Genomic DNA, 14922 nt, shown 5'->3' with positions numbered 1-14922 from the left:
GATGGGGAGATGGGGAGAAATAAATCAGAACTGTCAACTGTCAACTGTCAACTAACTCAAAACTCAAAACTCAAAACTCAAAACTCAAAACTCAAAACTCCTCACTCCTAACTCCTCACTCCTCACTCCTTTCCCTATTTACAAACACTTTAAATTTTTCTTATCAACCTTCACCGCACCTTCATTACACAAATCAAATTTTTTATGTAACTTGAAAAAGATAGTTTAGATTTTTTTAATTGTATCAAAATATTTTTAAAAATCTAAATAATTCAGTATTATCGCTCACGATTATTTAGGTATTTAAGGGAAATAATGCGAAGAGAGAATATTATTTTTCGTAAGTGTTTAATCAGAGTTTTCGGGTGCAGTCTAAAAGAGCAAACCATCAATTGTTAATCTTTGATGTTATATAAAAGTAAAAATTTCTTGGTAATTATTATAGTTTACATATATAATGCCTTGAACATTCTCAAACTGTCAGCAAAGATGATCTTTAAAATATTTTAAAATAATATTTAAAATATTTAAAAATATAAAAGAGCTTGCTGGTATTGCTGAATTTATAGGAAACGGTAATAAAACGTGACTTTTTCTGGAAACCCTAATCTCTACAAACATCATTCTCCAGAACAACAGATATATCAACATCTGTTTGAGTTGGTGCAATTAGAATCTGCAAACGAGACAATTGAACGCTTTCGGGATTTATTTATCGAAGGTACAAATTATCCTCACAAAGAAATTTCTTCTGCATTAGAAGAAATTGCAGTATCAAAAACAACTGAAAGAGAATTTTATTTATTTCTTAACCGCTGCTGTCATATTTTAATTAATCGTTGGTATATGCAACCTCAAATGCATTATGCCATATATCAATTAATTAGTATTTTTAATAATCCTTCTTCTCGAAGAAGAGTGATGACTTCTCGTAATAAATCAATCAGACGTTTGCAAGTATTAGTAAAAGGTTTTATTAAAAGTGAACAATACTCAACATTACAGCGTCTTGCTCAAGTTATAAATCAAACTACTAATTCTGAATCTAACGATAAGAATCAGCCCTTAATAACTTTAATTCGACGCTATCCTTACTTATACGAACATTGCTTGCTTAATGAAGATGCGACTATTGAACATCAGTGGATAGTCAAACAAATTCAGGCACAGAGTCAAAGAAAATTTGAAATTGATTTATCTCAATATGTCACTTATCAAGTAAGACTTGCTCAAATAGCCGTTAATAATAGCTCCTTATCAGGAACAAATCGGATTATACATCCGGTGAATAATCCTACATTGTTAAGTGATACTCAGGTAAATATTGCTTTAAAAAGTTTCTTGGGTAAAGTTGAAGGTGAAAATACTTATAAGGATTTAGCACATAATTTTTTACATTACAGCAGTCAAGCTACTTGTTTTCTAGCTTTCAAAGACGATTTGTATGAGTACCTCATATCTGGAATTGATTGGGAATATGGAAAACGTCAATTTCATCAGCGATTATATAGTCAACTACAAAACACATTACCGCAAGCTGATTTTCAAAAAGTTAACGATTTTTTGCTTGTGAGAACTTGTCAAAAACTACTTAATTTTTTGATAGTAGAAACTTCTTCTTCTCCGCAGCACTTTACTTTTATTGATTTAATTACAAATCAAGGTTCAATTTGCGTAATTGGATTATTATTAAAAATTACTTTGATTTGTCGTAAAATTAAGCCTTATCTTGCTAAACGCTTTGCTATTTTGTTCAATCATTATGAATCAGCCAATGCGAGCAGTCTTGATTGGTTGATAGAATCATTGGAAGAATTGAATATCGCTTTAAGCATTCATTTTGGCAATATTGACCTATCTTATTTTAAATAGTTTTAATTAAATAATCTTCACCTCACCCTGTCTCGAAACGATATAGGGCAATACGGTTTAGTTAAGGAAAATTGTAGGTTGGGTTGAGGCTCTGCGAAACCCAACAAACCCGCCTTTCGGTTGGGTTGTGCCTTCGGCACACCTACGGTGAACGTTCCTCAACCCAACCTACATATATCAAGGTTTTTGACTTTAAATGAACCGTATTGGGATATAGGGTGAGGTTTTTGATGTATTCAACTCAATATTAACCTATTATAAATAACTCGTTAATTTTTTATATTTATTTTTATATTTATTTTTATTTTATTAATTGTTTCCGTGTAATCTTGGAGGTAGCGATTACTGAGATTAAAGTATGATAAGAAACAAATAAAAAACTAACAAAATGAGCAGATTATTAATCAAAGTTATCGGGCTACTTCTACTACTAATAGGCATTTATTATGTGGGTCAAAATATCATATTTACAAGTAGTTATTATCGATATTTTTATCAAACTTTACCAGCAGTTGGTTCGGTTTTAGCAATTATAAGTGGTGTTTTAACACTAGTATTCTTTCGCAGAGAAACTGGCAATTTGGGATGGATTTTACTTATTATTGGTATCGTACTAGTTTTTTTAAGTGGAGGAGTTTTCTTAAAACCAACCAGCTTATGGAACTTCTTTGTTAGTTTTGGCTCAATTGCGGTGGGATATAAGTTGTTAAATGAAGGAAGAATAAACTTTTAAATATAGGTTATCAAGCTTATTTGATCAGGGTAATTATTTTCATAAAAGCACATTATTTTTTATAATATTACCGATTATCGATTCCCTATTCTCTCCTAACAACTATGATTCTTCTCCAGTAGCAGAAAAATCACAAATAGAGTGAAACGGACAGAAACGACAGTGATAACCGGGATTGGGAGGAAATATTTTGCTAAAACTTTTCTGATTTTGATGATATTTTTGTAAATCTTGTTGATGCTTTTCGGCAATATAACCCAGATGAAATTCAATTAATCTTAATTCACTATTGCTAACAGTAATAACATGAGATTTTTTACCCATTTCTAAATTATAAAACGAGGCTATTGCTTGATATTTAGGGTAAAGATAATGTGCTGCAAGTAAATAAACTAATGCCTGTCGGCGGTCAAAAGGAGACTTACCAGTCTTAAAATCTATAATATGTAAAGTGTTATCGGATTCGTTCAAAACGCAGTCCATTGCTGCATACAAACGAAAGCGGTAATTTTCGTGTTCAATTACAATTGGTTTGGGGAAACCTTCATCGCCACGAGTTAATAACACAATACGTTTGTTTAAGAGTAAAGGCGCATCTTGATATTTTTTCAAAATTTGCCGCACTCGCTGCTGAATTTCATCAGCTAAATTTCCTAATTTTAAAAGCCCTGCAACTTTTTCTACCCCATCATCACATTTAAGTAAATTTCTATTATGATGAAACTCGTAAATACCCTTTTGTGCTAGCAACCCGATACGTTGTGATGGAGTAACTTTTGCTTTTAATAACGCTTTAACTTTTGGTTCATCTTGCCGCGCTTTAATAAATCCCCGTTTCATTTGACAGTGGCAGCGTTGTTGCCCTGAAGCTGGGGCAATCAAGGACCAAAGATGATAGCTGGCAAAAAGTCTTACAGGGCTTGACATTGCTGTACAGCGTTAATAAAAACACGGGATAGAAAGTATTCTGCTACAAATACTACAAGTAAAAAATGACTGTTTTCGTATAGTTTTGGTATTTAGATATTGAATATAAACTGTATGTTTACCTGTATATTCTAAACTGGAGCATATTAAAATCTCCTGCACCCTGGTAAGCTTAGATACATTTACAGCCTACAGTGAAAAATTAAACACAGTGACTTATATTTTAACTCTTGAAATTAAATTATTGATAAGCTTACTATCTTACAACAAGTTTCTTAGTTTATAAAGTAATGACAAGTTTGAGCAAAAATCCCCACTGTGTAGACAGTGGGGAAAATCAATTTAACCAAAAAAGAATGTAGAGACGTAACAGTGTTATGTCTCAAATATCTGGTTGATAACCAGCTATTCCAGATTTCAATGACGAAAAGAACATTTCCCGTCAAATTTTCTCCGTACAATAATCATTATTTGCTAGCAACCGGCATCACAACCTTTTTAGCCAATCCTAAAATTTGCAACACCTTAATTGCCCACCAAGTCATATCTATTTCCCACCAACGTAATCCAGCTTTGGCAACATTTGGATGGGCGTGGTGATTATTGTGCCAACCTTCACCATAAGTTAAAATAGCTGCCCACCATAGGTTACGGGAATTATCATCCGAATCGAAAGTGCGGTAACCTCTAATATGACTTGCAGAATTAATTAACCAGGTTGAATGCCAAAGTAATACTGCTCTGAGAAATACACCATAAATCACAAAAGACCATCCACCCAAGACATATAACAAAATACCTACGGGAATTTGCAGTAATAAAAAGTAGCGATTTAGCCAACGGTAAAATGGATCGCGGACTAAATCGGGAGCAAATTTCTTGAACTTTTCATATTCAAAAAACTCTGGACGGGGATAAAAAATCCATAACATATGGCTCCACCAAAAACCTCGCTTAGCAGAATATGGATCTTTGTCTTCATCCTCAGTATAAGCATGGTGCAATCGATGTCCGGCTACCCAAAAGATTGGACCTCCTTGCATAGCCATAGCCCCGATAATGGCAATGATATATTCCAGCCATTTGGGAACTACCAAACTGCGATGGCTCAAAATTCGGTGATAACCCAAACAAATACCGATACTGCCAAATAACCAGTGTAAAAATATCATTACTCCCAAAGCAGGCCACGAAAAAAACCAGGGAGCCGATAAAGCTAAAATGTGAAACGCACCGAAAAACGCCACATTAGTCCAACTCAGAGTAAGCGGTTGCTTACCCTCAGTAACAGCCGAGCTTGTAGTCATAATTATTTCCTTTGATGTTAGTACTGTTAATAAAATTGCTCTATATATGGGAAGGAGCCACAATTCCACCCCAAAACAAAACTTTTTTCCTTGCCCGCGACACTTAGACTTACCATAAGACAGCTGGTAATAAATACAGCTAGAATTACTAAAATTAAAATAGTCTATGCAAGTGCCGCTTACATTCTTACTCTAACAAAGATAGAATAAAAATGCAAGTGTCGCTTACATTATATTTCTCTTGATACGGGAAATAAACCATTTCAGTGAATTTTTATGCGAATCAAAATACCCGTAGACGTTGTAATACAATGTTTCTACACAATTTATTCATTAAAAATTTGTTACCTATAACCTTTAACCTTTGACCTTTGACCTATAACCTTTAACCCATAATCTATATAATGTCCGACTCTCAACTAATTTCAACTCGACAGCGATTGATTAATGCAGCAGCAGAATTATTCGCAGCTCAAGGGATAACAGAAACTACAACCAAAGCAGTAGCGCAATTAGCACAAGTAAATGAAGTAACCTTATTCCGGCATTTTGGGAATAAACATGGATTACTTTTAGCAGTAATTTCCGAATCTCCGGTGTTTCAAGAATTGGGAGAGTATTTAAAAACTCAAGCTACTCAAACAACTAGCGTTTATCAAGCATTAAAAAACTATTGTGAAGAACGCTTACAGGCTTTAGAACAAGCTCCAAATTTAGTACGTTCCGTAGTCGGAGAAGCAGGAAATTATCCATTAGAAAATCGTCAAGCACTGGGACGAAGTTTGAAAGAAGCGAATCATTATGTTGCCGAATTTTTAGCAACAGTAATGCAGCGTGAGCAATTACACGCTTACTTACCAACTCAAAAACTAGCAAGTTTACTTAATATTATGTTGTTGGGGTATGCGGTGATGGAATTTACCAGCGAATGTCATGAGCTTTGGCATGACAAAGATGAATTTTTAGAAGATTTGGTAACATTATTTTTGACGGGAGCTACTAATTCTACAATTTTAGTTACATCCGAGTTTATTCCAACAGAAAAAGGCATAGATTTACCCGCAAATATAGTTCATTTAATTTTGCAACGCGCTAAAAAATCGGGATTGCGAGATTATGCTTTAATATATATTTTATTCGCCGCAGGTTTATCAACCGCAGAAATTACTAATTTAGAAAGAATTCATCAAATATATGATACTAATCAACATTTATTACAGATAGTTAAAGGTTCTATTCGCCAAGTTCCTGTTAATCAATGGATTATGGGCAAACGTTATGGCTCCTATACTAACAATCCATTAACCAAATATTTAAAAAATCGTAAAGACGAACATTCGGCACTATTTCTTAATAATAATGGAATGCCAATATCAGAAACAGAAGTAGAAGACTATTGGCAAAAATTAACCGAAGGATTATCAACACCAGAAGGAGAACAACCAACAATCAAACAAGCTCAACATACTTGGTGCGTAGAAATGTTAATCAAAGGAATGAGCTTAGAAGATATGAGTTTAATTACAAATTGGGATTTGCATAAATTACAACTGTATGAGCGCAGAGCTAAAGAGAAATCGGCTTTAGAACAAGCTCTAAAATTGGATAATAAATCTTAAATGGGTAATTGGTAATTGGTAATGGGTAATTGGTAATTGGTAATGGGTAATGGGTAATTGGTAATTGGTAATTGGTAATTGGTAATTGGTAATTGGTAATGGGTAATGGGTAATTGGTAATTGGTAATTGGTAATGGGTAATTGGTAATTGGTAATGGGTAATGGGTAATGGGTAATTGGTAATTGGTAATTGGTAATTGGTAATGGGTAATTGGTAATGGGTAATTAAATCCGTGAAATCCGTGAAATCATTTTTAATCCGTGGTCAGGAATTTACTCTCCCATAAAAAAATCCCTCGATCAAAAGAGGGATTTTGAAAAATATCTCTAAACTTTCTGGATCTAACTGCGACCTAAGCTTAATAATTCTTTAGGAGATGCAAGCATATCGATCGCGACAAAGAAAATTTTACCTTCGGGATTTACCAAAAATCGCCACGCAATATTCATTCCTACATTAGCGCCAAACCAAGGTGTTTCCACTACACCAGTAATTTTCAACTGCTTGGAACCAAAAGGACCAGCTTCAGAGATACCTTTTTTAGGCATCATATTCAACCCTTGGGCTTCTTCACGCATATACTTGGCGATCGCCTGTTTGCCAACGATTGGTTTGTGGAATGGTGGCTGTAGCGCACCATCTTCGGCAAACAATGCTACAGCAGCATCAAAGTTATCCGCGTTCATTGCTTCGATATATTTGATTACCGCAGGCTCAGTAATCCCATCAATTTTTATCTCTGTTGTGGGAGCATCATTATTACGTGGGAATGCAGGCTCAGAGGTGGATTTAGAACTGCTAGGAGCCATGCCAGAAGCGTCAAATCCCATATCGACTACGGTGTTACGCAATACTGTGATTTGCTGACCTGCATCGAGGTTTTTGGTAGTTTCTAGGACTGCTTTTACACCTTCGGACATTTGATAATTGGCTGGAATCGGAGCAACTACTCCCTGTTTCATCAACTCTCCTAACTCATACCAAAAAGCTAGTTTGGTGTTAACACTGAAGAAACCATAAGAACGGCTAATCGGAGTATCAGCACGGTTTGCCAAATCCCGCATTACTTGAGTCTGTTCGTCAGCAGACATTTGCTTAATTTGGCTGAGCAAACTTTCTGCTAACTGCAATCTTGCTGCTCCAGGTGCTGCTGGGGTAATTGTCTTACCCATTTCGGTATATGCATACCACAAATAACTCAACTTGTCATCTACACTAAGTTGGTCAAACAGCGCGATGGTAGCGGGAATTGGACTGGGAACTTGAGTTCCAGCAAAAATATTTTGAGCAGAATCTAAAGTTAAAGCCATGATTGAAATTTCCAGTAAGTTTATTTATTATTCAGCTACTAAAGATTATTAGAATAGATAGACTTTTGAGCGACAAAATCCATTTTCAACAAACAAATATTACGCTCAAAATCGCAATCGGCATAGTTAATTGAGCCAATAAGCGGGTATATCTTGCAAATATATCTTTAGCTTAAGGACAGAGCTTTTAATTAACCTTTCGTCGTCAACAACATAACTGGATATCAGTTACGAAGTTTTTTTACCTACTTTATTTTATCTGTAATTTAGCCTACCATTTTATTTAAATTTTTGTAAATATATTTTAAGACATATATAGCATAAGTAATTTTAATGACATTAATGGCACTTACAAAACTTATCTGGTAGTAGTTACCAATGGATAATTGATAATTATTAATTCCCACAGTCACAATGCCTCTCCCTGAAAGGAGATGGATAATTATTAATTGAGAATTATCAATTATTGAACGTATATTAATGTATATTAAATTTTCCAATAATTAAATTGGATTAAACCTCTAATATATTAATCAACTTTCCGCATTCAGCCTCTCATCTATCCACTGTTTGGATTTAGTAATAGCTTCACTTGGAGTAAGCGCATAAGGTACGGCGACAGCATAACCTCCATTGTAATTTACCCAAGCAGAATAAATATCTTGTTTATTGTGTTGATTAATATTATCGCGTTCAATCTCAATTTTGTATTCACGGTAAGTAAATGACATTAGAATTTTTGGATAATCAGGTTCTATCATTAATAATATCGGAAGAGATTTCACGCTGATGTTTTGAGATTTCGCAAATTTAGCAATATAAAAAAGCTAAAAATTGGGCAGGCTTTTACCCACCCAACCTTAATAAAGAATTACGCTGCTGCCATATTTTGAGCAACAAAATCCCAATTAACTAACTTACCTAGAAACTCATCGATATAAGCGGGACGCTTGTTTTGAAAATCCAAATAATAAGCGTGTTCCCATACATCCATTGTTAATAAAGGAGTTTGTCCACTCGTTAAAGGATTATCAGCATTCAAAGTTTTGGTAACTTTTAAAGTGCCATTATCTAACACTAACCAAGCCCAACCACTACCAAATTGAGTAGCCCCAGCAGATTTGAATTCTTCTACAAATTTATCGAAACTGCCAAAGTCAGCATCAATTTTTTTGGCTAAAGCTCCTGTAGGAACTCCACCACCATTGGGCTTCATACATTGCCAATAAAAAGTATGATTCCAAGCTTGGGCTGCATTATTAAAAAGTCCTTGTTTTTCGGGATTTCCTGCTATTTCTTTGATTACTTCTTCAAGTGATTTTTTATCAAGTTCTGTTCCTTTGACTGCATCATTGTACTTGCTGACATAAGCCGCATGATGCTTATCATGATGAAATTCTAAGGTACTTTTAGAAATAGAAGGTTCTAAAGCTGTGTAGTCATAAGGAAGAGTTGGTAATTCGTATGCCATTTTATTGTTCTCTCTTAATATCTCTCTAGGAAGGCTTGAGAAGTTAAGGTTAGAAAATACTTTATGTCAAAACCAAAATCTAATGGTTGACCACTAAAACTTAAGAGGGCTATCTAAAACAAGATAATTAATTTCTCCAAACCCCCAAAAGTAGTAAAAACAAAAGTGAAAAGTAAAACTACCTTAACTTCCTTTCGCTCAGATATTATCGCAATCTGTGTAAATCTGAAATCCCCCTCCAGGGGATGGGGAATTAGTAGAAATATACCCAGATTTATAAGTAAATGTATCTTCGGACTGAGGCAATTTTTTATAGTATGTCGTTAGTGTAAGTTATCAAATTTAATCAACTAACCATTGAGCTAATAAATAAAACATAAATATATACCAAAAAATAATAAACAATATCATCCATACACCAGTCGTAGCGATGAAACGTATTAACCTATTACTTCCTCGGTAACGTATTTGCTGAGTAAATATAAAAGTGATATTAGTAGATAGTGAAAAAGCCAAAATATTAGCTGTTAATAACCAATTATCCTCGCTTACAGCAGAGAGCCAAGGTACTAATGAACCAGCATTTGCGCTATTAGGCTGAAAGCTCGGATCTCGTAACGGTGAAACTTGGTAAGCAAAAATACCCCAAGCGATTGATATAAACAGAGAAAACCCAAGACTGATAAATTGAACACGTTGAAGGTTGCTCAAAGACATAAAACATAATTTCTGAAACTTCTTGATTTAATATCAAGACTTACAAAATTGATTATGAGTTTCCAACGAGTTAGTAAAGCAACATTTAATCCAATACATAAACTTATTAATTTAAAGCCTTGCGTACCTCAGCGTTAACTTCCGCGCTCCTTTGCGTTTATTAAAATATATGATCTCAATTTAACATTTTATGTATAAAGTAAAACTTCTTAGATAAAATTTACCTCAAATAATTCCTCTTTAAAAACTCCTCCGCACCACTCTTATCATTAACTTCCCCATCCAAAGTAGCCATCAGTAAATTCTCAAGTATTTTCTTATATTGTGGACCAGGTTTATACCCCATTTTTGTCAAATCGTTACCATTTAAAATTGGTTCTACATTTGATAAAACTGTCAGATAATGCCAAATTTTTCGTCTGACAATGCGGGGGCTTTGCAATGCGATAAACATCAACATTGGTAAATCGTAATTCCGCAGCAATTTAACCACTTGGGAAGACTTTTCACAGTTGTTTAATCCTTTTACAACAGTATTTTTTGCAGCAGCTAAATTTTCTAATCTTTTAATACTATCATCTGGAAATTGCAGATTTTTTGCTACCTTTGAGCGATACTCTGGTGCTAAATGGGCAATTATTGCTTCCAAACGCATCTGCCAATGGGTGAATCTTTGCTGCTCAGAATCAAACTTTCGCAAACAATGTTCCATTAAATGTAACTGTCGTAATAACCCTTGATCTAATTTCAAAGTTGGATGAATGCACTGTAACGCTTCTAATTCACCGAGCATTTGTAAAGCTGGTTTCCAATAGGAAGCTTGTAAAATGTATTTTAATTCGGATTTTAAACGAGTTTGTAAAGCAGGTGTTTTAGAATTTTCTTGTACTGTACGGTCGTAAACACCGCTTTGAATAGCGTAGCGAATATATTCTTCTGTTTGTTTTTCTAAGTGAAAACCCAGACGCACAGAAAAACGGACAGCGCGGTAAATCCTTGTGGGGTCTTCAATAAAGCTGTTAGGGTGTAAAACTCGGATTTGCTTAGCTTGTAAATCTAATAACCCACCAAAGAAATCTAATAATTTACCTGGATGGGGAGGAGTTAACCGTAAAGCCAAAGCATTGATAGTAAAATCGCGACGATATAAATCTTGACGAATTGAACTTGCTTCAACCACCGGATTTGCTGCTGGGTAAGGATAAAATTCCGTTCTTGCTGTAGCGATATCCACCCACAACGAATCTAATTTTGGATCATTGTGCCATAACAAAGCAGCAGTTTGAAAAGCTCCATGGACTTCTAAACGCGCACCAGGATAAATTTGTTGAATTGCAGAAGCTAACTCCACACCAGCACCAACATCAGCCGCATTATGAAAGCCATCAACCACCATATCAATATCTGGAATCAGCAAGGGTTGATCGGGATTAGCTAATAATAAATCCCGCACCCCACCACCAACCAAATATAAATGCCAACCCCGCTGTTTTGCTTCTAAAGATACTTTTGTGAGAAATTCCCATAAAGCAGGTGCAAGTCGGGATCGCAATTCACTTAAACCAGGAACATTTCCTACTTCTTTTTTCTTTCCCTTGTTTTCTGAGTCTTCAGTTTGTTGATGTAACTCCCGTAAAACATCGGTACGGGTGACAATTCCCAACAATTTGCCGTTTTCTAATACTGGTAAACGACCGATATCATAAGTTACCATCAATGATTCAATTTCAGGTAATTCGGCATCCAGTGTAATTGTTTTCAGATTCTTTGACATATAGCCTTTCACCGGCGCATGAGCAAATCCGTGATGTAAGGCAATATCTAAATCGCGTCGCGAAATTATACCAACTAAATCTCTCGAAGCATTAACCACCGATAAACCAGAATGTCCGTAACGTAACAATATCCGATGGGCTTCCTCAATAGTGGTATGCGGTAAAATAGTCCGCACCGGAGAAGACATTAAATCCCTTGCTGTTGGTGGATGGGGAATGGAATTTTTGAAATCTTCAACAACTTGATGCAATACTTCCTCAGAATTTACATTTTTTAAACTTACAGAAGCAGCTTTAGTATGACCACCACCACCCAAAGGTGCGAAAATCTGACTAAGATTAGTTTGGGGAATTTGCGATCGCCCAATTATCGATAAACCATTGCTACCTTTTTTCTCAAATTCATGAGCCAATAGTAAAGCGTCAATTTCCGTCAAATCAACCAACTCTGAGGCTAAACGGGATAAACCAGCCACAAAATCTTCAGTTTTGAGAATTATCCAACCAACTTGATAACCACGTATTTCCTCAGTTTTGATATCCTCCAAAGCAACCTTCAATAACTGCTGTAAGTGAGGAGATAAACCCGGTTCAATATAATCACTCACCACCGACAAACTAGCACCCTGCTGCATCAACCAAGCCAAAGCCAGAGCATCTTCCGGTGTCGTCAGATCATAAGTGAGAGAGCCAGTGTCAACATGAATACCCAAAGCCATCACGGTAGCTTCCGTAGGAGTCAGAGAAATTTCCTTTTTTTGCAACTGCTGCACTACTAAAGTAGTAACCGCACCCACAGGATAAATATGAGACTCAGTAGCAGGGATAGTCAGGGTTTGCTCTAAATGATGGTCATAAACAATCACCTTATCAATATCTGGTAAATCAAACCATTGAGCAGCCTTTCCCAAACGTTCCCGCTGTTGAGTATCAACCACAGCCAAACAACGAATATCCGCAGTAATTACGGCACGTCTCTCTATGAACGGATATTCATCCCGATGCAGCGCTAAAAAATCTTTAACCGTAGGATGACAACCACCAGGTAAAACAATTTTGCTACCCTCAAGCAACCGCGTCAACCCCACCGCAGCCCCCAGCGTATCAAAATCTGCTGTTGTATGGCATAGAATTAAGTTCATACAGATGTTGGTAAAATTTGAAGGGCTTTATTTATTTTAAAACTTATTTCTGGTTTACCGTACTAAGATTTTTCCAGTTAACCGAACATAATATATTATCGCTGCAATTGGTCGGTTTTCTTGATTTTGTTGGTGATAAAAACCGAATTTACACTACCTTTTATCTTGATTAATATAGGAATCAAAGCGAACAACTAATACACACAACAGAGGTTAAGAATTATGACTTTATCACGTTACAATCCTTGGCAAGAAATGAACGCTTTACAAAGAAGCTTCAATCGTTTATTTGACGATATGCTGGCTCCAGATAATTCCGATTTTACTCGTTTTTCCAAAGTTCCTGCGGCTGAGTTATGGGAAACAAATGAGGCTGTGAACTTGAAAATAGAACTTCCAGGTATGAATACAAAAGACTTGGATATTCATGTTACTGAAAATGCTGTTTCTATCAAAGGAGAACGCAAGCAAGAAAGTACAACCGAGGAAAACGGTACTAAGAGAACTGAATTCCGTTACGGTAAGTTTGAGCGGATAATTCCTTTACCTGCACGCATTCAAAATACTGATGTCAAAGCTGATTATAAAGACGGTATTTTGAATTTACATTTACCCAAAGCTCAAGAAGAGAAAAATAAAGTAGTAAAAGTTAACCTTGAGCCAACCGATGCATAATGTAAACGTGGTAACAAAGTGGTTTGGGTAGTTGAATAACAAATTAGCCGGCGTTGTGTGAAAGCAACTCGGCTTTTTTTATTTGTAAAGTACAGAAGTCGGGTTTTGAGGATAAATATCTGTAAGACAAGATAAGATAAAACTTATAAAAACCCGACTGCTTGATCGCAATATTGTGAGTTTAATTGTATTAATTCTCGGCGGAACTCAGGAAGCTGCTGAATTAGCGAAAACAGCTATCAATCTGCCAAATATTCAAGTCAAAATGTCTCTTGCAGGTCGTATTAGCCAAAGTATTATATCTGAAAATTGCCGCGTCGGTGGCTTTGGCGGTGTTACAGGATTAATTAAATATCTCCAAGCAGAAAAGATTGATTTACTCATCGATGCTACACATCCCTTTGCAGCGAAAATATCCGAAAATGCAGCCATCGCAGCAGGAACATTAGGATTACCGCGATTGATGTTAGTTCGTCGTGGATGGGAAGCTACCATGGGCGATAAATGGATAGAAGTTGAAAATATACAAACAGCAGCCGCAATTTTACCAAGTTTAGCAAAGCGAGTATTTTTAACAATTGGTAGACAAGAATTAACTGCTTTTACACAAGTTGAAAATATCTGGTTTTTGATGCGAATGATTGAAAAACCTTCACCGGATATTATATTACCAAAAGGGTTACTTTTGCTTGACCGGGGACCATTTGATCAGGAATCAGAAAAGCAATTATTACATGAATATAATATTGATACTGTTGTGAGTAAAAACAGTGGTGGTGATGCAACTTATGGGAAAATTATTGCTGCACGAGAGTTAGGTGTAAAGGTGGTGATGGTAAAACGTCCGATGCTTCAAGAAGGGAAACGGGTAGAAGATGTGGAAGCAGCTTTAAAGTGGATCAAGGAATTTTAGATTTTAGATTTTCAGGAATGCTTTTTAGAAACGTTGATTATCTGCCCAAAAAATTTGACGAGTATGTGGCAAGATATGGAATTATCGCTCATCTTTACGGATTAACAGAAGGTGAATTCGGATATATTCTGTCAACTTTCCCCATCGTAGCGGAGGAAACTAAACAAGCTGCGTTGTCAGCTTATCGGGATTTGATGTTAGTTCGTGTAATGGCAGTGTAATGGCGGTTGAAACCGCGTCTAGACAAACAAAACCCAACGAAGGTGGGTTTAATGATTACTCCTCCGAACCGCTCCTGGCGATTACCTTTCACCCGTAGAGTGCGGTTCATCTCTTTTTACCTCTTTCCTCTGCGCTCTCTGCGTCTCTGCGGTTTTTTTTAATCAGACTACCCAAGATGTTATGGAAAATGTTATTTAGAAAAATTGGTAATTGTGTCTACAGAAGTCGGGTTTCTTTT

At 35.8% G+C, this 14922-nt stretch carries 13 protein-coding genes; 6 read left to right on the top strand and 7 right to left on the bottom strand.

Annotation, left to right across the window (positions count from 1 at the left end):
- Window positions 1-585: 585 nt before the first annotated feature.
- The gene (locus tag IQ247_RS27290; RefSeq protein WP_193924777.1) at window positions 586-1872 is read left to right on the top strand and encodes a Sll1247 family protein; all 1287 of its coding nucleotides are present in this window, start codon (window positions 586-588) and stop codon (window positions 1870-1872) included.
- Window positions 1873-2320: 448 nt separating this feature from the next.
- Entirely contained in the window at window positions 2321-2605 is a 285-nt protein-coding gene (locus tag IQ247_RS27285) for a hypothetical protein (RefSeq protein WP_322745586.1), read from the top strand.
- Window positions 2606-2707: 102 nt separating this feature from the next.
- Here the strand turns inward: IQ247_RS27285 and IQ247_RS27280 are convergent, their stop codons facing one another.
- Together IQ247_RS27280 and IQ247_RS27275 are read right to left on the bottom strand one after the other, a co-directional pair.
- Window positions 2708-3532, bottom strand: coding sequence for a PD-(D/E)XK nuclease family protein (locus tag IQ247_RS27280; RefSeq protein ID WP_193924774.1), 825 nt, complete (start codon window positions 3530-3532; stop codon window positions 2708-2710).
- 467 nt (window positions 3533-3999) lie between these two features.
- On the bottom strand, window positions 4000-4839 hold the full coding sequence (locus IQ247_RS27275; protein WP_193924773.1) for an acyl-CoA desaturase: 840 nt from the start codon (window positions 4837-4839) through the stop codon (window positions 4000-4002).
- A 404-nt stretch (window positions 4840-5243) separates the two neighbouring features.
- Here IQ247_RS27275 and IQ247_RS27270 point away from each other — a divergent pair, with 404 nt between their 5' ends.
- Complete coding sequence (locus IQ247_RS27270) at window positions 5244-6458, top strand: TetR family transcriptional regulator (protein ID WP_193924771.1); 1215 nt, start codon at window positions 5244-5246, stop codon at window positions 6456-6458.
- Window positions 6459-6800: 342 nt separating this feature from the next.
- On the opposite strand, the gene IQ247_RS27265 is transcribed toward IQ247_RS27270, so the two are convergent.
- The 5 genes from IQ247_RS27265 to IQ247_RS27245 all read right to left on the bottom strand — a co-directional run bounded on the left by IQ247_RS27265 (window position 6801) and on the right by IQ247_RS27245 (window position 12874).
- Window positions 6801-7769, bottom strand: coding sequence for an orange carotenoid protein N-terminal domain-containing protein (locus IQ247_RS27265; protein ID WP_193924769.1), 969 nt, complete (start codon window positions 7767-7769; stop codon window positions 6801-6803).
- A 533-nt stretch (window positions 7770-8302) separates the two neighbouring features.
- Complete coding sequence (locus IQ247_RS27260; protein WP_228060084.1) at window positions 8303-8500, bottom strand: hypothetical protein; 198 nt, start codon at window positions 8498-8500, stop codon at window positions 8303-8305.
- A 140-nt stretch (window positions 8501-8640) separates the two neighbouring features.
- Window positions 8641-9240 (bottom strand): superoxide dismutase, encoded by a 600-nt coding sequence (locus IQ247_RS27255; RefSeq protein ID WP_193924767.1) that lies wholly within the window; start codon window positions 9238-9240, stop codon window positions 8641-8643.
- Between the two features lie 342 nt (window positions 9241-9582).
- Complete coding sequence (locus IQ247_RS27250; protein ID WP_193924766.1) at window positions 9583-9957, bottom strand: hypothetical protein; 375 nt, start codon at window positions 9955-9957, stop codon at window positions 9583-9585.
- 220 nt (window positions 9958-10177) lie between these two features.
- Window positions 10178-12874 (bottom strand): CBS domain-containing protein, encoded by a 2697-nt coding sequence (locus IQ247_RS27245; RefSeq protein WP_193924765.1) that lies wholly within the window; start codon window positions 12872-12874, stop codon window positions 10178-10180.
- Between the two features lie 222 nt (window positions 12875-13096).
- On the opposite strand from IQ247_RS27245, the gene IQ247_RS27240 reads away from it, so the two are divergent.
- From IQ247_RS27240 to IQ247_RS27230, 3 genes are all read left to right on the top strand, one after another.
- A complete protein-coding gene (locus IQ247_RS27240; RefSeq protein ID WP_193924758.1) occupies window positions 13097-13549 on the top strand; it encodes an Hsp20/alpha crystallin family protein in 453 nt (150 codons plus the stop codon).
- A 175-nt stretch (window positions 13550-13724) separates the two neighbouring features.
- Window positions 13725-14462 carry a cobalt-precorrin-6A reductase gene (locus IQ247_RS27235; RefSeq protein WP_322745585.1) on the top strand — a complete coding sequence of 246 codons (738 nt, stop codon included), beginning with the start codon at window positions 13725-13727 and terminating at the stop codon, window positions 14460-14462.
- A complete protein-coding gene (locus tag IQ247_RS27230; protein ID WP_193924756.1) occupies window positions 14444-14683 on the top strand; it encodes a hypothetical protein in 240 nt (79 codons plus the stop codon). Before IQ247_RS27235 ends, IQ247_RS27230 begins: the two co-directional genes overlap by 19 nt.
- Window positions 14684-14922: the final 239 nt, after the last annotated feature.

It is taken from the genome of Plectonema cf. radiosum LEGE 06105 (genome assembly GCF_015207665.1).
GTDB lineage: Bacteria > Cyanobacteriota > Cyanobacteriia > Cyanobacteriales > Nostocaceae > Rivularia > Rivularia radiosa_A.
Note: the sequence above shows the minus strand (reverse complement) of the source record. Positions and strands in the feature narration are given on the sequence as shown.

What these genes read in the sequence shown, in the direction of transcription:
- IQ247_RS27280 (WP_193924774.1), bottom strand. Translation starts at nt 3,532, where the DNA reads ATGTCAAGCCCTGTAAGACTTTTTGCCAGCTATCATCTTTGGTCCTTG.
- IQ247_RS27275 (WP_193924773.1), bottom strand. Translation starts at nt 4,839, where the DNA reads ATGACTACAAGCTCGGCTGTTACTGAGGGTAAGCAACCGCTTACTCTG.
- IQ247_RS27270 (WP_193924771.1), top strand. Translation starts at nt 5,244, where the DNA reads ATGTCCGACTCTCAACTAATTTCAACTCGACAGCGATTGATTAATGCA.
- IQ247_RS27265 (WP_193924769.1), bottom strand. Translation starts at nt 7,769, where the DNA reads ATGGCTTTAACTTTAGATTCTGCTCAAAATATTTTTGCTGGAACTCAA.
- IQ247_RS27260 (WP_228060084.1), bottom strand. Translation starts at nt 8,500, where the DNA reads ATGTCATTTACTTACCGTGAATACAAAATTGAGATTGAACGCGATAAT.
- IQ247_RS27255 (WP_193924767.1), bottom strand. Translation starts at nt 9,240, where the DNA reads ATGGCATACGAATTACCAACTCTTCCTTATGACTACACAGCTTTAGAA.
- IQ247_RS27250 (WP_193924766.1), bottom strand. Translation starts at nt 9,957, where the DNA reads ATGTCTTTGAGCAACCTTCAACGTGTTCAATTTATCAGTCTTGGGTTT.
- IQ247_RS27245 (WP_193924765.1), bottom strand. Translation starts at nt 12,874, where the DNA reads ATGAACTTAATTCTATGCCATACAACAGCAGATTTTGATACGCTGGGG.
- IQ247_RS27240 (WP_193924758.1), top strand. Translation starts at nt 13,097, where the DNA reads ATGACTTTATCACGTTACAATCCTTGGCAAGAAATGAACGCTTTACAA.